We start from the raw sequence: 23,486 nt of genomic DNA on the forward strand, positions 1-23,486 counted from the left end.
CGATTACGCTGCGCTAATCCGCCCTACGTGTTTCCGTGGTTTACGTGGTTGCCGTGGTTTCAGCGTCCTGCAAGCCATTTCTCATCGCGCAGTTTTTGCAGCTGCGCCAGATTACGCTGCTCGAAGGCGTCGGCGCCGGCCGCCGCGATATCGGCCCGCAAGCCCTGTTCCGCCTGCCCAATGCGCGCGGCGTCCTGCGGCGCCAACTCCATCAAACCATTCAGATACGTCACACCCCACTGCAAGCGCGTCGCCGGACCGGCCGCCGCGTTCCACGCCTTCTGGTACCAGTCGACCGCGCCCGCCATGTCGCCACGCCGCTTCGCGCCTGTCGCCAGGCTCAGCATGAAATAGTAGGGCGAGTGTGAGCGCGGCAACTCCGCCAGCAACACCTGCTCCGCCCGCGCCGACAAGCCCGCATCGTTCAACGCGCTGACGGCCGTGTTGACCAGGGTGTGCCGTTCATACGGATCGGTCGATTCCGCCAGCGCCGCTTCCACCCGGTCGCGCACCTGTTCCTGCAGACCCTGCGTCGACGTGAGCAAACGCGTCAGCCGCATTTGCAGCCGCACCGCCGCCAGGCGGTCCGGCGCGCCGAGCCAGAAATCGTCGGCCCATTGCGCTGCGGCGCCGCTGAGCACGGCGGCCAGCTCCTCGCGCCGGCTGGCGAACTTGATCAGGTTGACGCCGCTGTTGCAGAGGATGTCCATGTTGGCGCGCGCCAGGCGCGCATCCGAGAAAATCGCCATCAAGACATCGGCGTTGGCCGCCGCGTCGACGCCCTTGCCGGCGGCGGCCAGTTGCGCATGCAGACCCAGGCGCGCGGCCGCGTCGGTATCGTCGCAAACGCGCACCAGCGCCAGCAAGGTCGCGGCCAGCTCGCGCCCGCCCAGCAAACGCCCCTCGTCGGTGTCCCAGGAATAGTGACTCAGCAACGACCATTCGTTGGCGCCGAGCTTGCGCCCGCCGGACAATGCGGCCTCCAGCGCGACAGCGGCGCTGGAACCGGACGCATGCACGGCCAGCGCCGTGTCGAACGCGCCGACGAACAGTTCGCCGTCAAGCTCGCACGGCAGGCGCGTGATCTCGCCGCCGCCGGGCGCGAACAGCACCAAGGTCGGATAGCTGCGCAGCCCGTAACGCGCGGCCAGCGCCTGCGCGCCGGGACTGTCGCCGTCGAGGTGGCAGCACAGCACCGACGCCGAGCGCCGGACGAATTCGTCGCGCGCGAAGATCTCGGATTTGACGCGGTTGCACGGCGGACACCACACCGCGCCCCAGTACAGGAACAGCGGACGTTGTTGCGATCGCGCCAGCGCAAAGGCGGCCTCCAGTTCGCCGGCTTGCCGGACTTCATTCCATTCGATGCTCATGCTTTAGGACGGTGGGCATTCAATAATTTGGCCGCGATCGACACGGTCACCGGCGAATCGGGCCAGACGTCATCCGGCCCGAACCAGCGCGCGTCGGCGATCTCCGTTTGATCGACGCGGATCTCGCCGTCCAGATAGTCGGCCGTGTAAGCGATCATCAACGAGTGCGGGAACGGCCACGACTGGCTGCCGAAGTAGCGCAGGTTGTGCACGCGCAGCCCGACCTCCTCATACACCTCGCGGTGGATGGCCTCCTCGATCGATTCGCCCGCCTCCAGGAATCCGGCCAGCGCCGTGTACCGCTTGGCCGGCGAATTGGTGTGCATCGCCAGCAGCACCGAGTCGCCCTTGCGGATCAGCACCATCATCGCCGGCGAGATGCGCGGATACGCGGTCATGCCGCAGTTCAGGCATTTGTAGCAGCGCTCGCCCACAAGCCGCTGCGTCGGCGTGCCGCAGGCGCCGCAAAAGCGATGCGTGCGCGCCCATTCGGCCAGCTGGAACGCCCTGCCCGCCAGCCCCAGAAATCCGTCATCGACCGCGCCGAAGAGCGAGCGCAACCCATGGTAGCCGTGCTCCGCGTCCACCGGCAGCGGCTGGTCGAGCCATGCCAATTGATAGTAACGCCCTTCCCATTTCCCCAGCGAATGCACGCGTTCGGGCGGCAAATCGAGCGCCGCGACCGTGTCGGGGTCCGGCAAGCCCAAAGTGGCGTTGCGTAATAGCAACTCCCCGCGATGGAACACGAAAGTGAGCGCACGGTCGTGCTGTTCGGGATTAATCAGTGGAATAAATGTGGCGGGCGTGAGCAGCATAGAGGGAACGGGAAAGGTTACGCGCGAACCCTTATCTTACAGTGTTTCTTATTTGCTTCTTTTGCCTGGCACATCGTCTTGACAAGCTGATGACACAAGCAATGCTAAGCCATTGTTTTTAGACAAAGATTTACCGGGCATTTAGCCGTCTTTTCACTCAATCAGGGAAATTGCCGGTAAGATATATTTCCGTCAGGAGATTAAATTATGCCATCGATAGTACCTGGACTCACCACCGACCAAATCGTCAGCCTGCAACCCAGCCAGATCGCACTGCTGACGACCGCGGAAATCGCCTTGCTCACGACAACGCACATGACTGTGCTGTCGAGCGCGCAATTGGCCGCGATCGGCACCGCCCAGCTACGGGCGCTATCGACCCAGAATCTGCGCGTACTCAGCACCGACCAGATCGGCCAAGGCTTCACCACCAAACAAATCCAGGCGCTGACGACCGGCCAGATGATCAGCCTGACGAGCGATCAACTGGTCCACGGCTTGACCACCGACCAATTCGCAGCGCTGGCCACGGTCCAGGTCGCCGCGCTGACGACCGCGCAGATCGCGCTGGTCGAGGCCGACGACATCGCCGCGCTGCAAACGCGCCAGGTGGTCGCGCTGAACACGGCGCAACTGCGCGCGCTTGGCACCGCCCAGATCGCCGCATTGACCTCCAGCCAGACCGCCGCCTTGCAGACCCGCCAGTTGGCCGCGCTGAGCAACAGCCAGCTGGCCAGCATCGACACCGACGACATCGGCGCAATGACCACGCAACAGCTGGTCTCGCTCGGCACCGCCGCGCTCGGCGCGCTGACCACCGACCAGATGGCCGCGCTGCGCACCGCGCAAAGCAGCAGCCTGTCGACCGTGCAAATCGGCGCCCTCGCCAGCGAACAGCTGGCCGCGCTCGGCACCGCCGGCTTCGCCGCGCTCAAAACCGCGCAGATCGCCGCGCTGACCACCAAGCAGTTCGCCGCCCTGAGCACCGACCAGATCGTCGCGCTGACGACCGCGCAAACCGCCGCCCTGACCACCCTGCAACTGGGCCAGATGAGCAGCGCCCAGCTGGCCGCGATGGAAACCCAGGACTTCGCCACGCTCAAGAGCCAGCAACTGAACGCGCTCGGCACCGCCACCACCAGCGTGCTCAGCACCGACCAGATCGCCGCGCTGACGACCGCCCAGGTGGCCGCGATGCGCAGCGGCCACCTGCGCGGCCTGAGCACCGACCAGATCGCCGCGCTGAGCACCCAGCAAGTGGCGGCGCTGACCACCGCGCAAATCACCGTGCTGACCTCGGAGCAGGTGGCCGCGATCGAGACGCGCGACATCGCCGCGATGAAAACGGCGCAGGTCGCCGCCTTCACGACGGCGCAGCTCAACGCGCTGACCGCCGGCCAAATGGCCGCGTTGACCACCGCGCAAGCGGCCGGCCTGACCACGGCGCAACTGGCGTCGCTGGGCACGGCGCTGCTCGCCGCGCTGGAAACCCAGGACCTGGCCGCGCTGCGCACCCAGCAGATCGCCGCCATCTCCAGCCAGGGCATCGCCGCGCTGGGCACCAGCCAGGTGGCCGCGATGACGACGGCACAGATCGCCGCGCTGATGACCGCGCAACTGGCCGCGCTGGACACGGCCCAGATCGGCGTGCTGGGCACCGCCCAGGCCAACGGCCTGAGCACGCAAAACATGGCGGCATTGTCGACCTTGCAGCTAAGCGCGCTCAGCACCGCCAACCTGGCCTCGCTCAAGACCCAGCAACTCGCCGTGATGGGCACCAGCCTGATCGCCGCGCTCGGCACCGACCAGATCGTCGCGCTGAAAACCGCGCAAGCCAACGCCCTGAGCTCGCTGCAGTTGTCGGCCTTGTCGAGCGACCAGCTGAACGCCATGGAAACGCAGGACCTGGCCGCGCTGCGCACGCAGCAGCTCGCCGGCCTGGGCACCGCCAACATCGCCGCGCTGGACACCAGCCTGGTCGCGGCGCTGACCACCGCCCAGGTCGCCGCGCTGTCGACCCAGCAGACCGCCGCCCTCGGCACCGACCAGATCGTCAGCCTGACCACCGGCCAGGCCGGCGCGCTGACCAGCCGCCAGATCGGCGCCTTGGGCAGCGCTCAAGTCGCCGCCATCGAAACGCGCGACCTGGCCGTCATGAAAACCAGCCAGATCGCCGCCATGGGCACCGCACAGTTCGGTGCGCTCACCACGGAACAGGTCGCGGGACTGACGTCGCTGCAGGCGGCATCGCTGCTGACGCAGCAAGTGGCAGCCCTCGACAGCGACCAGGTCGCCGCGATGGAAACACAGGACCTGGTGGCGCTCAAGTCGCAACAGGCGGCCGCGCTGTCGAGCAACGCGGTCGCCGCCTTGACGACCACCCAGTTCGCCGCGCTGGCCAGCACCCAGCTGAGCAACTTCACCAACAGCCAGCTGGCCGCGCTGACGACCGACCAGATCGTCGCGCTGACGACCGCCCAGACCGCCGCGCTGAGCACGCGCGCCATCGCCGCCCTGTCGACCGACCAGCTCAACGCGCTGCAAACGGTCGACTTCGCCGCGCTGAAAACCGCGCAGATCGCCGCGCTGACGCCGGCCCAGGTGGCCGCGCTCAACACCGACCTGATCGTCGCGCTGACGACCCAGCAGGCCGCAGCCTTGACCGGCACCCAGCTGCAAGCGCTCACCACCGACCAGCTCGCGGCGATGGAGACACGAGACTTCGCCGCGCTCAAAACCAGCCAGTTGCTCAGCCTGGGCACCAAGGCCATCGCCACCCTGACCGTCACCCAGGTCGCCGGGCTGCAAACCGCGCAGATCGCGCAACTGAGCTCGGACCAGATCCAAGTGTTGAACTCGGCCCAACTGGGCGCGCTGACCACCGCGCAAGTCAACGCCTTCAGCACCGCCCAGATCGGCTACCTGCTGACCGCGCAAATCGCCGTGCTGACCACCGCCGACTGGGCCGCGCTCAAATCGTCGCAGTTGAACGCGTTGAGCTCGAACCAGCTCGCCGCCGTCACCACCGACCAGATCGTCGCATTGACCACGGCGCAAACCGGCGCGCTGTCCACCCAGCAGCTGGCGCTGCTGTCGACCGACCAACTGGTGGCGATGGAAACCCAGGACCTGGCCGCGCTCAAGACGCAACAGCTCGTCGGCCTCGGCACGTCCGGCGTGGCGGCGCTGACCACCGACCAGCTGCAAGCGTTGAAAACCCTGCAACTCGCCGCGCTGACCAGCAAGCAGCTGGCGGCGCTGACGACCGACCAGATCGCCGCGCTGACCACGGCGCAGGCGAGCAACCTGGGCACCGCGCAGATGGCCGTCTTGTCGAGCAGCCAGTTGCTCGCGCTCGAGACCGCCGATCTGGCGGCGCTGAGGACGGCGCAACTGGCCGCGCTGGGCACCGATCAGATCAGCCTGCTGAGCACCGACCAGATCGTCGCGCTGACCACCTTGCAAGTTTCCAACCTGAGCACGCGCCAGCTGCAGGCGCTGGGCAGCGCCCAAATCGCCGCGATGGAAACGCGCGACCTGGCCGCGCTGAGAACCGCCCAACTGGCCGGCCTGGGCACCACCAACCTGAACGCGCTGAGCGCCGACCAGATGCAGGCGCTGACCAGCGCCCAGCTGAACGGCCTTGCCAGCGCGCAGTTGCAATCGCTCAACAGCACGCAAATCGCCGCGCTGGGCACCGCGCAGGTGACCAGCCTGTCCAACGCGCAAGTCGCCTTGCTGAGCAGCGGGCAATTGCTGGCCTTGGGCATCGACGTGCTGGCGCTGATGAAAACGGCGCAAATCGCCGCCGTCGGCACCGCGCAAATCGCCGCGCTCAATAGCGACCAACTGATCGCGCTGACCACCGCGCAAGTCAGTGGCCTGTCCACGCAACAAGTCGCCGCCCTCGGCAGCAACCAGCTGAACGCGCTGGAAAGCCAGGACTTCGCCACCCTCAGAACGGCACAGATCGCCGCGCTGGGCACCGGCATGATCGCCAGCCTCGGCACCGCCCAGGCGGCCGCGCTCACGACCAGCCAGGTCGCGGGTCTGAGCACGGGCCAGTTGGTCGCGCTCGGCACCGACCAGTTGCAAACCTTCTCCACCGGCGACATCGCCGCGCTGCGGACCGCGCAAGTGGTGGCGCTGACCACCGGCCAGGTCGGCGCGCTGACCAGCGACCAGTTCCGTTCCCTGACCGCCGCCCAGATGGCGGTGCTCACCAGCGACCAGATCCGCGCGCTCGGCACCGACCAGATCGTTGCGCTAAGCACGCTGCAGGCGAGTAATCTGTCCACCGCCCAGGTGCACGCGCTGACCTCCGGCCAACTGGCCGCGCTGGAAACGCAAGACCTGGCCGCGTTCAAGACCCAACAAGTGGCCGCGCTCAGCACCGACCAGTTCGTGCTGCTCAACAGCGACCAGATCGCCGGCCTGAGCGTCACGCAAGTGACCAATCTGACCAGCCAGCAAGTCGCCGCGCTGGTCACCGACCAGATCGTCGCGCTGGAAACGCGCGACCTGGCCGCGTTGCGGACCGTGCAGTTGCAGGCGTTCAACAGCGCCCAGCTCGGCGCGATCACCACCGACCAACTGCAAGGCATGACGGCCGCCCAGTTGGCGTCGCTGAGCACCTCGCAATTCCAAAGCCTGCTGACCGCGCAGATCACCTCGCTGACCACGCAGCAGGTCGCCGCGCTGGCCACTGGACAGATCGCCAGCCTGACCAGCAATCAACTGGCCGCGCTCAACACCGCTGAGATCACCGCGCTCAAGACCGCGCAGATCGGCGCGTTCAACACCGCCCATATCGCGCTGCTGAGCACCGACCAGGTCACCGCGTTGACCAGCGCCCAGGTCGCCTCGATGTCGACCAGCCAGCTGTCGTCGCTGAACTCGGACCAGATCCACGCGCTGAGCTCGGAAGATTTCGCCGCCCTGAGCGCCGCGCAACTGACCGCGCTCGGCGGCCTGAACAACCTGAGCACCGACCAGATCCAGGCCCTGACCCCGAACCAGATCGCCGGCCTCACCACCGCCCAGATCGCCGGACTGGGCACCGACCAGATCGTGGCGCTGACCACGCGCCAGATCGGCAGCATCAGCACTGCCGGCGTCGCCGCGTTGAGCAGCGACCAGCTGCGCGCGATCGAACTGGAAGACCTGGCCCAGCTGAAAGCGGTACAACTCGGTGCGCTCAGCACCGAGCGCGTGGCCCAGCTGACCAACGACCAGATCATGTCGCTGACCACCGCGCAGCTCGGCAGCCTGGCGACCGCACAGATCGCCGCGCTAACCACGGCGCAAATGCAGGCACTGACCACCGCCGAGGTGCTGGCGCTCAAAACCGCGCAGATCGCCGCGCTCGGCACCGACCAGATCGTCGCCCTCGTCATCGACCAGGTGCAAACCCTGAGCTCGGGCCAGCTCAACGCCCTCGGCAGCGCACAGCTGCGCTCGCTGACCTCCGACCAGATCATCCAGCTGACCACGCAACAATACGCACTGCTGGCCACCGCGCAAGTGGCCGCCCTCAGCACGCAGCAACTGGGCGTCATCGAACTGGAAGATCTGGCCGCGTTCAAGACCGCGCAGATCGCCGCGCTGGGCACCGACCAGATCCAGTCGCTGCCGCTCGACCGCGTCGCCGCGCTGACCACCGCGCAAACCCAGGCGCTGAGCTCCAACCAGCTGCTGGCGCTGACCACCACGCAAATCCAGGCACTGACCACCGACGAGCTGGTCGCGCTCAAGACCTCGCAGATCGCCGCGCTGGCCAGCGACCAGCTCAACGCCTTGCTGGCCGACCAGTGGCAAAGCCTGGGCTCGGCGCAACTCAACGCGCTGACCACGGCCCAGTTCCAGGCGCTCAGCAACGACCAGATCATCCAGCTGACGACGCGGCAAGTCGCCCAGCTGGCAACCGCCCAGATCGCCGTGCTGGGCACCGCCCAATTGAACGCGATGGAACTGGAAGACTTGGCCGCGCTGGTCAGCAACCAGATCGCCGCGCTGGGCACCCTGCAAGTCAGCCAGCTCGGCCTGACCCAGATCGACAACCTGACCACCGCGCAAGTAGCCGCGCTGACCAGCAACCAGTTGGTCGCGCTCGGCACCGACCAGGTGCGGGCGATCGCCACCGACGACCTGCAGGCGCTCAAAACGTCGCAAGTGCAGGCGCTGACCACCGTCCAGCTGACCGCGCTGACCATCGACCAGCTGCAAAACCTCACCACCGCCCAGCTCGACGCGCTGACGTCGGCGCAGGCGGTCTCGCTGACCACGGACCAGATCGCCGCGTTGACCACGCTGCAAATGGACACCCTGGCCACCCGCCAGTTGGGCGTGCTCGGCAGCGATCAGATCGCCGCCATCAGCACCGACAACTTCGCCACCCTGTCGAGCGCGCAACTGGGCGCGCTCAACACCGCCCAGTTCGCCGCGATCACGACCGACCAGATCGTCGCGCTGAGCAGCCTGCAGACGGCCGCGCTGAGCACCGCGCAAGTGGCCGCGCTCGGCAGCGACCAGCTCAACGCGCTGGAGACGGCCGACTTCGCCGTGCTCAAAACGGCGCAGATCGCCGCCCTGACCACCGCCAACGTCGCCGCGCTGACAACCGACCTGGTTAGTACCCTGGGCACCGCGCAAATCGGCGGCCTGAGCACCGGCCAGATCGCCGCCTTGAACACCGACCAGATCATGGCGCTGGGCACGGCGCAGGTCGGCGTCCTGAGCACCGCGCAGATCAGCGTGCTCAGCACCGACCAGATCGCCGCGCTCAGCACGATGGACTTCGTCGCCCTGCACAGCAACCAACTGGCCGCCTTCAACACCGACCAGATTGGCGCGCTGACCGCCGACCAGCTCAACGCGCTGTCGACCAGCGCCGTCACCGGCCTGACCACGCAACTGCTGGGCGCGCTGACGACCTTGCAATTGAGCCTGCTCGAAACCGCCCATGTGTCGGTACTGACCTCGGTCCAGCTGCCGTCGCTGAACACCGCCCAGTTGGCCGCGCTCAACACCGACCAGTTCGCCGCGATCAACACCAGCGCCATCAAGAACCTGCAGGCCGCGCAATTCGCCGCGCTGACCACCGACCAGATCGTCGCCCTGACCACCGCCCAAGTCCGCGCGCTGGGCAGTACGCAGCTGACCGCGCTAGGCAGCGACCAGGTGGCCGCGCTGGAGACGGCCGACCTGGCCGCGCTGTCCACCACGCAGGTGACGGTGCTGGGAACGGACCAGTTGCAAGCCCTGCTGACCGACCAATTGGCCTCGCTGGGCACGGCGCAGATCACCGCGCTGACCACCGACCAGATCGCCGCCGGCCTCAATACCGACCAGATCGCCGCGCTGACCACGGAACAAGCCGCGTCGCTGGCCACCAAACAAGTGGCGGCGTTGACGACGGCCCAGATCGTCGCGCTGGAAACGGCCGATCTGTCGTCCTTCACCTCGCGCCAGATCGTCGCCCTGACCAGCGACCAGATCGGCGTACTGAACAGCGACCAGCTCAACGGCCTCGCCACGGCCCAACTGGCGGCACTGACCACCAGTCAGATCAGTACGGGCCTGAGCACGGCCCAACTGGTGGCGCTGGACGCCGACCACGTCAGTTCCCTGACCACCGCGCAACTGGTCTATGGCTTGAGCAGCGACAGCGTCGCCGCGCTGACGACTGACCAGCTTGTGGCGCTGCGCACCGCGCAAACGTCCGCGCTGGGCAGCAGCCAGGTGCAGGCGCTGACCACCGATCAAATCGTCGCGCTGAGCACCGCGCAGGCATCGACCTTGACCACGCAGCAAGTCGCCGTGCTGTCGACCGCTCAAGTCGTCGCGCTGGAAACGGCCGACCTGTCCTCGTTCACCACGCGCCAGATGGTCGCCCTGACCAGCGACCAGATCGCCGTACTGTACAGCGATCAGCTCAACAGCCTGACCACGACCGAACTGGCCGCCTTGACCACCAGTCAGATCAGCACCGGCCTCAGCACCGCCCAACTGGCCGCGTTGGACGCCGACCACATCAGTTCGCTGACCACCGCACAACTGGTGTATGGCTTGAACAGCGACAGCGTCGCCGCGCTGACGACTGACCAGCTTGTGGCGCTGCGCACCGCGCAAACGTCCGCGCTGGGCAGCAGCCAGGTGCAGGCGCTGACCACCGATCAAATCGTCGCGCTGAGCACCGCGCAGGCATCGACCCTGACCACGCAGCAAGTCGCCGCGCTGACGACCGCTCAAGTCGTCGCGCTGGAAACGGCCGACCTGTCGTCCTTCACCACGCGCCAGATGGTCGCCCTGACCAGCGACCAGATCGGCGTACTGAACAGCGACCAGCTCAACAGCCTGACCACGACCGAACTGGCCGCCTTGACCACCAGTCAGATCAGCACCGGCCTCAGCACCGCCCAACTGGCCGCGCTGGACGCCGACCACATCAGTTCCCTGACCACCGCGCAACTGGTCTATGGCTTGAGCAGCGACAGCGTCGCCGCGCTGACGACTGACCAGCTTGTGGCGCTGCGCACCGCGCAAACGTCGGCGCTGGGCAGCAGCCAGGTGCAGGCGCTGACCACCGATCAAATCGTCGCGCTGAGCACCGCGCAGGCATCGACCCTGACCACGCAGCAAGTCGCCGCGCTGACGACCGCTCAAGTCGTCGCGCTGGAAACGGCCGACCTGTCGTCCTTCACCACGCGTCAGATCGTCTCGCTCACCAGCGACCAGATCGGCGTGCTGAACAGCGATCAGCTCAATAGCCTGACCACGACCGAACTGGCCGCCTTGACCACCAGTCAGATCAGCACCGGCCTCAGCACCGCCCAACTGGCCGCGCTGGACGCCGACCACATCAGTTCGCTGACCACCGCACAACTGGTGTATGGCTTGAACAGCGACAGCATCGCCGCGTTGACGACCGACCAGCTTACCGCGTTGCGCACCGCGCAAACGTCCGTCCTCAGCAGCAGCCAGGTACAGGCGCTGACCACCGACCAGATCGTTGCGCTGAGCACCGCGCAAGCGTCGACCCTGACCACGCAGCAAGTCGCCGCGCTGACGACCGCGCAGGTGGTCGCGCTGGAAACGGCCGACCTGTCGTCCTTCACCACGCGCCAGATGGTCGCCCTGACCAGCGACCAGATCGCCGTGCTGAACAGCGAGCAACTCAACGGCCTCACCACGACCGAACTGGCCGCCTTGACCACCAGCCAGATCAGCAACGGCCTGAGCACGGCCCAACTGGCCGCGCTGGACGCGGACCACGTCGGCTCCCTGACCACCGCGCAACTGGTGTATGGTTTGAACAGCGATCGCATCGCTGCCTTGACGACCGACCAGCTCACCGCCTTGCGCACCGCGCAAACGTCCGTCCTCAGCAGCAGCCAGGTGCAGGCGCTGACCACCGACCAGATCGTCGCGCTGAGCACCGCGCAAGCGTCGACCCTGACCACGCAACAAGTGACGGCGTTGACGACGGATCAGATCGTCGCCTTGGAAACGGCCGACCTGGTTGCCCTCAGCACGCGCCAGATCGCCGCCATCAACACGGTGCAGGTCGCCGCGCTGGCCGCCGGACAGCTCAATTCGCTGACCCTGGCGCAACTGGCCGCCTTCAGCACCAGCCAGCTGGCCAACGGCCTGCAAACGGCGCAGGTGGCCGCGCTCGACAGCGCCCACATCGCCGCGCTCAGCACCGCCCAGCTGGCCTACGGCCTGACCATCGACAACCTGCTGGCCTTGACCACCGATCAGATCCGCGCGCTGGGCACCACCCAGATCGCCGCCATGACCACCGCCCAGGCCAGCAGCCTGAGCACCGATCAGATCGCCGCGCTGGCCACGGCGCAGATGACCGGCCTGTCCACCGCGCAGATGCAGTGGCTGACCGCCGACCAGTTGGCCGCGCTCAGCACCGACCAGGTCGCCGCGCTTGACACCCAGGACGTCGCCGCCCTGACGGCCGGCCAATTCATCGGCCTGAGCACCGGCCAGACCGTGGCGCTGACCGCCAACCAGGTGCGCGGCCTGAAGACGGCGCAGATCGCCGCCATCGACGGCGTCCAGATCACCGTCTTCAGCACCGACCAGATCGCCGCGCTGGGCACCGCGCAGGCGGCCGCGCTCAGCGTAGGCGCCGTGGTCGCGCTGTCGACCCTCCAGATCGGCGCGCTCGCCACGGCCAACGTCGCCGCGCTGGGCACCTTGCAAATTGCCAGCCTCGACGTCACGCAATTGCCTGGCCTGAACACGACGCAGGTGCAGGCGCTCACCAGCGCCCAGCTCGGCGCGATGACGGCCGACCAGATGTTCGCCATGAGCACCAGCCAGATCAGCGCCCTGCGCACCGCGCAGATCGGTTACCTCAACACCACGCAACTGTCGGCGCTGTCGAACGGCCAAATCCAGGCCCTCACCACGGAGCAGGTGGCCAGCATCAAGCTGAGCCAGGTCACCGCGCTGACGGTCGACCAGGTCGCAGCCTTCGACACCAACCAGCTGCAATCGCTGACCACGGCGCAAATCCAGACGATGACGTCGACGCAGCTGAACGCGCTGACCGGCACCCAGGCCGCCGCGCTGACCACCTTGCAGATGGGGGCGCTGAAGAACGCCCAGATCGCCGCGCTGACGATCGACCAGATCAACGCCTTCACGCCGACGCAGCTGGCGGCCTGGACCACCAGCCAGCTCGGCTCGCTGACGGTGACGCAGATCGGCTACCTGTCGACCACGCAGATCGCCGGCCTGACCGGCACGCAGGTGGCAGGCCTCAAGGCAAGCCAGTTGCAAGTCTTCACCACCGACCAGATCGCCGCGTTCACGGCGGGGCAGATCCCGTCGCTGACGACGACCAACCTGACCGCGCTCAGCGTCGCGCAGGCGGACGCCTTCACCGGCGCCCAGGTCGCGGCCATGTCGGTCACGCAAACGATGGCGCTCAACGGCGCGTCGGTCAACTACGCCACACCACTGGTGCTGGACCTGGACGGCAACGGCGTACGCACCCTGAGCATCGCGGCCGGCGTCCAGTTCGACATCCGCGGCGACGGCAAGAAAGTCACCACCGGCTGGGTAGACAGCCGGGACGGCCTGCTGGCCCTGGACCGCAACGGCGACGGCGTCATCAACGACGGCGGCGAGTTGTTCGGCAGCGCCACGACCCTGGCCGACGGCACCAAAGCCGCCGACGGCTACGCCGCGCTGGCCGCGCTCGACAGCAACGGCGACGGCCGGATCAGCGACGCGGACGGCGCGTTCGGCGCGCTGCGCGTCTGGGTCGACGGCAACTCGGACGGCGTCAGCCAGGCCGACGAGCTCAAGACGCTGGCGCAGCTGGGCATCGCCACGATCGCCACCAGCGCCGACAACGCGCTGACGCAGCAGAACGGCAACGTGATCGGCCTGACATCAAGCTACACCGGCACCGACGGCAGCGTGCACGACAGCGCCGACGTCTGGTTCCTGGCGCAAAAGCAGGCAACATCGGCAACACCAGCTGCCTCGCTGCAACAGCAGGTCAGTGGCCTGAGCAACGCCCTGTCGAGCTTCAGCGCTGCCAATCCGGCAACAACCGGCACCGGCAATGCGGCACAAACGCAACAGCTGACCGTCCTCGCGGCGAATGGCGCCGGCGCCGACAACAGCGTGCAAGCGCTGACGGACGCGCTCAAGCAATACCACGCAGGCCAGGGCCTGCAAGGCGCCGCCGGCGCGCTGACCAACACCCGCCGCGAACCGGGCGGCCACAGCGCCACCAGCTGGTTCAGCGTCCCCGACCGCTAACCCACCCGGGGGTCAAGTCTGGCATTCGGACACGCTCACAACCGTATCCCCGCGATACGGCCGGGCTTGTGTCCGAATGACAGACTTGACCCCAAGGGTTGTGATCGGTCGAGCAGGCGGGGTTTTACATTCTTGCTCCTGAGCCAAAAGTTGCCCCGTATCCAGCGACAAAAGGTATGATAGTGCCTACCTTTTATGGCTCCGCGGGCCGTTCGCCGCGTGCCGGATCGATCCAACTCTAAGCCCAGCCATGACCGCTCAAGCTCCTGCCGCATCCGCTCCCTCCGATACCAGCCCGCTGGGCAATGTGATGGCCCTGGCCGCCAGCGGCGCGCTCTCCATCGGCGATCTGTTCGGCGCCGCCGCCGTGCTGCAGGAGAGCGGCCAGTTGCCCGCCGCGATCGGCCTGTATCGCACCTGGATCGAACACACGCCGTCCCCGCTGGTCTACGCGGCCTGCTTCAACCTGGCCGTGGTGCTGTCCAATAGCGGCGACGATGCCGGCGCCGAGAAAGTGCTGCGCCAGGCGATCGCGCAAAATCCGAACTTCGTCGAGGCCCGCCTCAATCTGGGCACCCTGCTCGAAAGAGTCGGCCGACCCGAGGAGGCGCTGGCGATGTGGAACTCGGTGCTGACCGACGTCCAGCCAGATATCAAGACCAATCCAACCCTACACGTGCAGACCCTGAACAACCTGGGACGCCTGCTGGAGATCCGCAAGCGCTACCCCGAGGCCGAGAAGATGCTGGCCCTGAGCCTGGGCGTCGATCCGCAGCAGGCCAACGTGATGACCCATTGGGTGCACCTGCGCCAGAAGCAGTGCGAGTGGCCCGTCTACAGCGGCCTGGAACACATCTCGGTCACTACCATGATCGACGGCACCTCGGCGCTGGCGATGCTGAGCGCTTCCGACGATCCCGCCCAGCAGCTGGCCGCCGCGCGCCGCTTCGTCAACGAGAAGGTCAACGCAGCCGTCGCCCCGCTGACCGGCGCCCATGGCTATGGCCACAGCCGCCTGCGCATCGGCTATCTGTCGTCCGACTTCTGCTCGCACGCGGTCTCCATCCTGACCGCCGAACTCTATGAGCTGCACGACCGCAGCAAGTTCGAGGTCTATGCCTTCAGCTGGAGCCGCGAGGACGGTTCGCCGATCCGCGCCCGCGTGGTCAAGGCGATGGACCACTATATCCGCATCGACGCGCTGACCGACGAACAGGCCGCGCGCACCATCCGCGCCCACGAAATCGATATCCTGGTCGACCTGCACGGCCTGACCCTGGGCGCGCGCCCGAACATCCTGGCCTTCCGTCCTGCGCCGGTGCAGCTGACCTACCTCGGTTTCCCGGGCAGCACCGGCCTGCCCGGCGTCGATTACGTGCTGGCCGACGAATTCCTGATCACGCCGGAGATGACCAAGGACTTCACCGAGAAGCCGCTGTACCTGCCCGACACCTTCCAGATCAACGACCGCCAGCGCGCCATCGCCCCCAAGCCGACCCGCGCCAGCGTCAACCTGCCGGACGACGCCTTCGTCTTCTGCTCGTTCAACAACAACTTCAAGTTCACGCCGGACATGTTCACGACGTGGATGAACATCCTGCGCCGCGTGCCGAACAGCGTCCTGTGGCTGGTGGCCGATTATCCGGAAGTGCGCGAGAACCTGTGCCGCTATGCCGAGGAGGCGGGCATCGACCGCAACCGCCTGATCTTCAATACCCGTGCCGTGCCGGCCGAGTACCTGGCGCGCTACCAGCTGGCAGACCTGTTCCTCGACACCTTCCCGTTCAACGCCGGCACCACCGCCAGCGACGCGCTGTGGGCCGGCCTGCCGCTGCTCACCTGCGCCGGCCACACCTTCTCGTCGCGCATGGCCGGCAGCCTGCTGCGCGCGGTCGACCTGCCGCAACTGATCACCTATAACTTCGCCGATTACGAAGAGAAGGCGGTGGCGCTGGCCAACGATCCGAACCGCATCGCTTCGATGAAGCGCCAGCTGGTGGCCAACCGCATGACCTGCGCGCTGTTCGACACGCCGCGCTTCGTGCGCAACCTGGAGACGGTGCTGCAGCAGGTGGCCAAGCCGGCCGCGCCGCGCCTGGCCGCGCCGCAGCACGCCGTGCGCCCGTCAGACGAGACGCCGGCCGAACCGGTGCGCATCGACCAGATCCCGATCGTCAGCGTCTCCTATAACTCGCCGGACCTGATCGAGGCGCTGCTGCGCACCCTGCGCCAGTTCTACACCAACCGCGTCTACATCATCGACGGCTCCAACCCGGACGTGGCCGAGAAGATCCGCGCCATCACCGACGGCTTCGAGAACGTCGAGTTCATCCCGTTCGGCTACAACATCCACCACGGTCCTGGCCTGAGCTGGGCGATCAACCATCTGGGCCTGTCCGGCGAGGTGCTGTTCCTCGACTCCGACGTCGAGATCCTCAGGGGCGGCTTCATCGAATCGCTGCATAGCCATCTGCGCCCCGGCATGTACGGCGTCGGCACCATCCAGCCGGTCAACGAGCAAGGCTACGACCGCGCCGACGGCGCCGTGCGCTACCTGCATCCGGCCTGCATGCTGACCAATATCGAGGTGGTGCGACAGTGGCCGATGCCGATCAAGCACGGCGCGCCGATGATCTCGACCATGCTGGCGATCCACCAGGCCGGCGCCCATGATCTGATCGAGAGCATCGAATGGGTGCGCGAGGACTTCGCGCCCAAGCCGCCCAAGCGTAATTACATCAAGCACGACTGGCAGGGCACCGTGATACGCACCGGCGGCTATCACTACGACCTGCCCAGCGCCACCACCGTGGTCAACACCGACCTGCTGCAGTTCATGCCGCCCGAGGCGCGCAAGATCGTCGAGGTGCATTGCCGCGACGGCGCCTTCGCCAAGGCCTACAAGGCGCGCAACGCCATCGTCGACTACACCGGCATCGAGGCCGAGCCGGCGCCGGCCCAGGCGGCCCGCCCGCATTGCGATTTCGTCTTCAACGTGGAGATCGAACACGCCGGCCCGGACCTGTGGGACCACGTGCGCGGCGCCGATTGCTGGGTGCTCGACGAGGCGCTGGAGATGATCGACGATCCGTGGACCCTGCTGCAGAAGATCCGCACCAGCATCGCGCCGGGCGGCAAGGTCGTGGCCACCATCCGCAACTTCCAGCACTGGAGCATCCAGGCGCGCATGAACGCCGGCGACCTGCGCTACGGCCCGGGAGGCCTGGAGAAGTCGCGCAAACGCATCTTCACGCGCGGCGCCATGCTGGAGATGTTCCAGCAGGCCGGCTTCCAGATCAGCGGCGGCAGCGCGCGCATCGTCGACGAACCGGCGCGCGAAAAATACCTGCCGGCGATCCGCCTGATGGCCGGCGCCAGCGGCATCGATCCAGTGGTGGCGGTCGAAGACGCGCTGCCGTGGCAGTACATCGTAACGGCAGTCGCCGCCTGAGCAGGGAACGCACTATGAGTTTGCCATTAGTTAGCATCGTCATCCCGTCGTACAAGACCGGCCATTTCGAGACCTGCCTGCGCTCCGCGCTGGGCCAGAGCTATCCGAACATCGAGATCCTCGTCAGCGACAACTGCCCGACCGAGGCGATCAAGGAGATCTGCGCCAAGTACAGCGGCCACCTGATCTACCAGCGCAATTCGGCGATCCGCGAGCAGAACGTGCTGACCGCGCTGTTCGCGGCCAAGGGCCAGTTGATCAAGCCCCTGTTCGACGACGACGTGCTGCATCCGTTCTGCATCGAGCGCATGGTCGCGACCATGAACATGGACCCGGAGATCCAGCTGGTGTTCTCCGCCTCGCAGGTGATCAACGTCGACAACGAGCGCACCGAGACGCGCCGCCCGTATGAGGCCAGCGGCAGCATGCCGGCGCGCGATATGCAGCGCAGCATGGTGCTGGGCATGCGCAATTTCGTCGGCGAATTCAGCTCCATCATGTTCCGCCGCCAGCGGCTGTGGGAGATCGGCCGCCACCTGTTCAAGTACCACAACCACGATTGCACACTGGGGCTGGCCGACGTCGCCGCCTATTTCAACCTGGCGCGCGACGGCAAGGTGTTCTACATCGACGAGGAGCTGTCCTACTTCCGCCACGACCGCCGGCTCGAATCGAACTCCAACCCGAACAGCAATCCGAACTTCGGCTACTGCTTCTCGGACTACATCGACCTACTGATCGAATCGGCCGACATCGGCATCGTCGCGCCGGAGGAACTGGTGGTGATGGCACCGACCGTCGACGACGTGGCGGCGCGCCTGGGCGGCGTGTTCCCGATGATGGCCACCTCCCAGCAACGCTTCCACGCGGTGGTGGCCGCGAACCGCGAGGGAGCGCCATCATGATGGACCAGTGCCGGCTGATCGACCTGCCGCCGCACCACGACGTGCGCGGCAACCTGTCGGTGATCGAGGGCGGCGTGCATATCCCGTTCGATATCAAGCGTGTCTACTACCTGTACGACGTGCCGGGCGGATCGGCGCGCGCCGGCCATGGCCACATCGAGCTGCAGCAGCTGTTCGTGGCCATGTCGGGAAGCTTCGACGTCATCGTCGACGATGGCTTCGAACGCAAGAAATTCCAGCTCAACCGCTCCTACTACGGCCTGTACGTGCCCGGCATGATGTGGCGCGAAGTCGAGAACTTCTCGTCCGGGGCGGTGTGCGTGGTGATGGCCTCGACCCTGTACGACCCCAAAGACTACTATCACGACTACGACGAATTCGTGGCCGCGGCAACCCACCATAAGCGAGTGTCACCATGAGCGTCCCCTTTCTCGACCTGAAAGCCATCAACCTGTCACAAGCCGACGAACTGGAAGCGGCGTTCAAACGCGTGCTGCACTCCGGCTGGTATGTGCTGGGCGCCGAAACGTCGGCCTTCGAAGCCAGTTTCGCCACCTACTGCAAGAGCAAGCACGCCATCGGCGTGGCCAACGGCCTCGATGCGATCTTCATGATCCTCAAGGCCTACGGCGTCGGTCCCGGCGACGAGGTGATCGTGCCGTCCAATACCTTTATCGCCACCTGGCTGGCGGTCAGCGACTGCGGCGCCACGCCGATCCCGGTCGAGCCGACCGCCGACGGCTTCAACATCGATCCGGCGCTGGTGGAGGCGGCCATCACGCCGCGCACCAAGGCCATCCTGGCGGTCCACCTGTACGGCCAGACCGCCGACATGGCCCCGCTCAAGGCGCTGGCGGCCAAGCACGATCTGAAACTGATCGAGGACGCGGCGCAGGCCCACGGCGCGCTGTATCGCGGCGGCGTGGCCGGCCAGTTGGGCGACGCGGCGGCCTTCAGCTTCTACCCGGGGAAAAACCTGGGCGCGCTGGGCGACGGCGGCGCCGTCACCACCAGCGACGACGACCTGGCCGACAAGATCCGCACCTTGCGCAACTACGGCTCCAAGGTCAAGTACTACAACGAGGTGCCGGGCTATAACTCGCGCCTGGACGAGGTGCAGTCGGCGCTGTTGAGCGTCAAGCTGCCCAAGCTGAACGCGGACAATGCCCGCCGCCGCGCCATCGCCGCCATCTACGACCACGAACTGGCCGGCATCGACGGCCTGGCGCTGCCGTTCGTGCCCGAGTGGGCCGAGCCGGTATGGCATCTGTACGTGGTGCGCCACGCGCAGCGCGACGCGCTGGCCAAGGCGCTGGCCGAACAAGGCATCGGCACCATCGTCCACTATCCGGTGCCGCCGCATTTGCAGCCGGCGTACGCCGACCTGGGTTACGCCGAGGGCGCGTTCCCGCTGGCCGAGGCGATCCACCGCGAGGTCCTGAGCCTGCCGATCGGCCCGACCATGAGCGACGAGCAGGCGCTCGAGGTGGCCGCCGCCGTGCGCAAGTTCTGCACCGCTTGATTTAAAAGGGCCGGCATGATCCATCCAAGCGCCTTCATTTCGCCGAAAGCCAAACTGGGCGCCGACGTCAGCGTCGGCCCCTTCACCATCATCCACGACAACGTGGAAATCGGCGACGGCTCGGTCATCGACGGCTACTGCGAGATCGGCTATCCGACGCCGCTGGCCGACGGCCAGCCGCTGGTGATCGGCAAGGGCGCGCGCATCCGCTCGCACTCGGTGTTCTACGAGGGCTCGCGCTTCGGCGACAAGCTGGTGACCGGCCACCGCGTGGTGGTGCGCGAGAAGACCGTGGCCGGCGTCGCCTTCCAGATCGGCACCATGAACGATATCCAGGGCGACTGCCAGATCGGCGACTACGTGCGCTGCCAGTCGAATGTCTTCATCGGCAAAATGTCCAAGGTGGGCAACTTCGTCTGGCTGCTGCCGTACGTGGTGCTGACCAACGATCCCCACCCGCCCAGCAACGTGTTGATGGGCGCCGAGATCGGCGACTACGCGGCCATCGCCGCGATGTCGGTGATCCTGCCCGGCGTGAAGGTCGGCGAGCGCGCGCTGGTGGCGGCGCACAGCAAGGTGCACCGCGACGTCGCCCCCGGCACCGTGGTCGCCGGCAATCCGGCCGCCTTCCTGTGCGACGCCTCCAAGATCCGGCTCAAGGACGGCACCGGCGCGCCGGCCTATCCGTGGACCACCCATTTCAAGCGCGGCTACCCGGCGGATATCACCGACGGCTGGGACGCGGGCCCCTCGGCCTAGCCGACGGCCGAACGGACGCCCATGACCCGGCAACTGCACGCAGCCATGGCCGCCGGTAACCTGGCGGAAGCGGGCACCCTGGCGATGGCGCTGGCGGGACTGGGCGAGCTGTCCGTCATGGACCTGATCGGCGTGGCCGGCCTGCTGGCCGCGCAGGGCAGGACCGAACAGACCATCGCGCTGTACACGCTGTGGCTCGAACGCTGCGATTCCCCCCTCGAGTACGTGGCCTGGTACAACCTGGCGGTGGTGCAGGCGCAGGGTGGGGACGACGCCGGCGCCGAACGCGCCTACCGCAAATCGCTCGAGCTGCGTCCCGGCTTCACCGAAAGCCAGCTCGGTCTCGGCGTGCTGCTGGAACGCCAACGCCAGCCGGAAGCGGCGCTGGCCTTGTGGCGCGAGGCGCTCGATCCGCTGGATGCGGTGCCGCCGGGCGCGCCGCCGGCGGCGGCCCCGCTGCGGGTCCCCCTGCTCAACAACATCGGCAGGCTGGCGGAGGCGCAGGGCGATCCGGCGCAAGCCGAGGACGCGCTGCTGCGCAGCCTCCAACTCGATCCCAAACAAAAGCTGATCGTGCCGCGCTGGCTGGACCTGCGCCTGCGCTTGTGCGCGTGGCCGGTGCACGGCTTCGTGCCGGGCGTCAGCGAGACGGCCTTACAGCACCACACGTCGGCGCTGGCGATGCTCAGCCTGGGCGACGATCCGGCGCGGCAGCTGGCCTGCGCGCGGCGCGAGGCTGCGTTGCACTTCCCGCCGGCGCCGACGGCGCTGTCCGACCAGGATGGCTACGCCCACCGCAAGCTGCGCGTCGGCTACCTGTCGTGCGGTTTCGGCGCGCATCCGACCGGCCGCATGGTCGCCGAGCTGCTGGAACTGCACGACCGCGACCAGGTGGAGGTGTATGGCTTCTGCTGGAGCGGCGAGGATCACTCGGCCCTGCGTCAACGCCTGCTGCGCGCCTTCGACCTGCACGTGCCGATCGGCCCGTTGAGCGACTTGCAGGCGGCGCAGGCGATCCGCGCCCACGAAATCGACATCCTGGTCGACCTGCATGGCGTGCTGCCGGGCGGACGGCCGGGCATCCTCGGCCACCGTCCCGCGCCGGTACAAATCGGCTGGCTCGGACAGGCCGGCACCAGCGGCAATAGCCACGTCGACTACGTTCTGGCCGACAGTTTCGTGCTGCCCCCCGAACTGGCCGGCCACCATACCGAAAAACCGCTGTATCTTCCGCACTGCTTCCAGCCGCAGGACCGCCAGCGCGCCCTCCCCCGGCCGCCGGAGCCCGGCGCGCGCGCCGAATTCGGTCTTCCCGACGACGCCTTCGTGTTCTGCTGCTTCGCCGCCGCCGATCACATCGTCCCGGAGCGCTTCGCGACCTGGATGCGTATCTTGCACGCGGTGCCGGGCAGCGTGCTGTGGCTGCAAACCGACAGCGAACAAGTACGCGACAACCTGCGCCTGGCCGCGCTTCAGCGCGACATCTCCAGCGACCGGCTGTGCTTCGCCAACACCACCGCAGGCGAGCGGGCGACGGAGCGCTACCAGGCGGCCGACCTGTTCCTCGACACCGGCCCGCACAACGCCGGCGCCATCGCCGGCGACGTACTGTGGGCCGGTCTGCCGCTGCTGACCCGCGCCGGCGCGACCTTCGCCAGCCGCGTGAGCGGCAGCCTGCTGCAGGCGGCCGGCCTGCCGGAACTGATCGCGCGCACGGAGAAACAGTATGCGGCCAAGGCGATCCGCCTCGCCACCCATCCGAAGGAACTGGCCCGCCTGCGCAACCGCCTCGGGAAAAACCGCGCCGGTGCACCGCTGTTCGACACCTCGGCGCTGGCGCACGACCTGGAACAACTTTACCTGCGCGTGGCGCGCGGCACGCTGAAACGCGGCCGCCGCAAAGCCGCGCACCACGCGGTAAAACAAGCCGCCGACGCCGCCCCGCCGCTGGTGAGCATCCTGATCCCGGCCGACGACCCGCTGCCGCTGGAGGCGACGCTGGCCAGCGCGCTGGCGCAAACCCACGCCAACTGCGAAGTGATCGTCAGCGACAGCAGCCCGCACGGCGCCTGCCGCGCGCTGCTCAAGCCCCATTTGAAAGCGCACCGGCGCCTGCGTTACAGCCACGCGCCGGGCCTCGGCGCGCTCGACAACCTCAATCACTGCCTGGCGCTGGCCCTGGGCGAATACATCGCCGTCGCCCCGCCCGGCGACACGCTGGCGCCGGAAAAAATCGCCGTCATGCTGCCCTACTTCGTCGGCCACCCGCACATCGGCGTGGTGGCCTGCTGGCGGCAGCCGCTGGCGCCGGACGGCCAGGCGCTGCCGGCGGCGCCGCTGTTCGCCGCCGACATCGTGATCGACGGCGTCTCGCTGGCCAACATGCTGCTGGGCGGCGACGGCGGCGGCGCGGCGGCCATGTGTGCGCCCGGCGCACTGCTGCTCAAGCGCGCCACGCTGGGCCACGCCTTCGGCCGCTACCGCGACCGCGCCTACCCCGAACGCGCCAACGTCGCCACCGCCCTCACCGCGCTGCACGCGGGCCACTACGTCTATCTGCCACGGGCGCTGTCGAGCTTCCGCCTTGCGCCCGCCGCAGCGACGGCGCCGGAGGCGGCGCTGGACACCGCCCTCGAAAGCCTGCAGCTGCTATATCAAGCCCACGAGCAAGGCCACGACTTCGGCGCGCCCGGCGCCTTCAAACAACTGTTGTCGACACGTCTTTCCGAAATGAACACACTCATTTCCACACATCATCTGCACCTCTCGGCAAGCGCCGCCCACCGGCTCGACGCGGTGCAGCGCGCCATGCGAATCGGCTACCAACTGCTGCTCACCCGATAGTGTGGTAAATCCTCCATCGCCGAG

9 protein-coding genes are annotated in these 23,486 nt (G+C 67.3%); 7 read left to right on the top strand and 2 right to left on the bottom strand.

Annotation, left to right across the window (positions count from 1 at the left end; translation table 11 throughout):
• Nucleotides 1–59: 59 nt before the first annotated feature.
• Both MRBLMU1_RS23995 and nudC read right to left on the bottom strand, forming a co-directional pair.
• Entirely contained in the window at nucleotides 60–1,373 is a 1,314-nt protein-coding gene (locus tag MRBLMU1_RS23995) for a thioredoxin family protein (protein ID WP_363506840.1), read from the bottom strand.
• Nucleotides 1,370–2,188: an NAD(+) diphosphatase gene (nudC, locus tag MRBLMU1_RS24000; protein ID WP_363506843.1), complete on the bottom strand. Its 819-nt coding sequence runs from the start codon at nucleotides 2,186–2,188 to the stop codon at nucleotides 1,370–1,372. Before nudC ends, MRBLMU1_RS23995 begins: the two co-directional genes overlap by 4 nt.
• A 207-nt stretch (nucleotides 2,189–2,395) precedes the next feature.
• On the opposite strand from nudC, the gene MRBLMU1_RS24005 reads away from it, so the two are divergent.
• From MRBLMU1_RS24005 to MRBLMU1_RS24035, 7 genes are all read left to right on the top strand, one after another.
• Nucleotides 2,396–13,981 (top strand): hypothetical protein, encoded by an 11,586-nt coding sequence (locus MRBLMU1_RS24005; RefSeq protein WP_363506846.1) that lies wholly within the window; start codon nucleotides 2,396–2,398, stop codon nucleotides 13,979–13,981.
• 250 nt (nucleotides 13,982–14,231) lie between these two features.
• Nucleotides 14,232–17,432, top strand: coding sequence for a tetratricopeptide repeat protein (locus MRBLMU1_RS24010; protein WP_363506849.1), 3,201 nt, complete (start codon nucleotides 14,232–14,234; stop codon nucleotides 17,430–17,432).
• A gap of 14 nt (nucleotides 17,433–17,446) precedes the next feature.
• Nucleotides 17,447–18,337 carry a glycosyltransferase gene (locus tag MRBLMU1_RS24015; RefSeq protein WP_363506852.1) on the top strand — a complete coding sequence of 297 codons (891 nt, stop codon included), beginning with the start codon at nucleotides 17,447–17,449 and terminating at the stop codon, nucleotides 18,335–18,337.
• On the top strand, nucleotides 18,334–18,756 hold the full coding sequence (locus MRBLMU1_RS24020) for a sugar 3,4-ketoisomerase (RefSeq protein WP_363506855.1): 423 nt from the start codon (nucleotides 18,334–18,336) through the stop codon (nucleotides 18,754–18,756). The genes MRBLMU1_RS24015 and MRBLMU1_RS24020 overlap by 4 nt, the downstream gene beginning before the upstream one ends.
• Nucleotides 18,753–19,859 (top strand): DegT/DnrJ/EryC1/StrS family aminotransferase, encoded by a 1,107-nt coding sequence (locus tag MRBLMU1_RS24025; RefSeq protein ID WP_363506858.1) that lies wholly within the window; start codon nucleotides 18,753–18,755, stop codon nucleotides 19,857–19,859. The genes MRBLMU1_RS24020 and MRBLMU1_RS24025 overlap by 4 nt, the downstream gene beginning before the upstream one ends.
• A 15-nt stretch (nucleotides 19,860–19,874) precedes the next feature.
• Nucleotides 19,875–20,618, top strand: a complete 744-nt coding sequence (locus tag MRBLMU1_RS24030) for an N-acetyltransferase (protein ID WP_363506860.1) — start codon at nucleotides 19,875–19,877, stop codon at nucleotides 20,616–20,618.
• Nucleotides 20,619–20,639: 21 nt separating this feature from the next.
• The gene (locus MRBLMU1_RS24035) at nucleotides 20,640–23,462 is read left to right on the top strand and encodes a glycosyltransferase (RefSeq protein WP_363506863.1); all 2,823 of its coding nucleotides are present in this window, start codon (nucleotides 20,640–20,642) and stop codon (nucleotides 23,460–23,462) included.
• Nucleotides 23,463–23,486: the final 24 nt, after the last annotated feature.

The sequence above is a fragment of the Burkholderia sp. LMU1-1-1.1 genome (genome assembly GCF_040675865.1).
Lineage (GTDB): Bacteria > Pseudomonadota > Gammaproteobacteria > Burkholderiales > Burkholderiaceae_D > Rugamonas.

What these genes read in the sequence shown, in the direction of transcription:
- MRBLMU1_RS24030 (WP_363506860.1), top strand. Translation starts at nt 19,875, where the DNA reads ATGATCCATCCAAGCGCCTTCATTTCGCCGAAAGCCAAACTGGGCGCC.
- MRBLMU1_RS24025 (WP_363506858.1), top strand. Translation starts at nt 18,753, where the DNA reads ATGAGCGTCCCCTTTCTCGACCTGAAAGCCATCAACCTGTCACAAGCC.
- MRBLMU1_RS23995 (WP_363506840.1), bottom strand. Translation starts at nt 1,373, where the DNA reads ATGAGCATCGAATGGAATGAAGTCCGGCAAGCCGGCGAACTGGAGGCC.
- MRBLMU1_RS24005 (WP_363506846.1), top strand. Translation starts at nt 2,396, where the DNA reads ATGCCATCGATAGTACCTGGACTCACCACCGACCAAATCGTCAGCCTG.
- MRBLMU1_RS24010 (WP_363506849.1), top strand. Translation starts at nt 14,232, where the DNA reads ATGACCGCTCAAGCTCCTGCCGCATCCGCTCCCTCCGATACCAGCCCG.
- MRBLMU1_RS24035 (WP_363506863.1), top strand. Translation starts at nt 20,640, where the DNA reads ATGACCCGGCAACTGCACGCAGCCATGGCCGCCGGTAACCTGGCGGAA.
- MRBLMU1_RS24020 (WP_363506855.1), top strand. Translation starts at nt 18,334, where the DNA reads ATGATGGACCAGTGCCGGCTGATCGACCTGCCGCCGCACCACGACGTG.
- nudC (WP_363506843.1), bottom strand. Translation starts at nt 2,188, where the DNA reads ATGCTGCTCACGCCCGCCACATTTATTCCACTGATTAATCCCGAACAG.
- MRBLMU1_RS24015 (WP_363506852.1), top strand. Translation starts at nt 17,447, where the DNA reads ATGAGTTTGCCATTAGTTAGCATCGTCATCCCGTCGTACAAGACCGGC.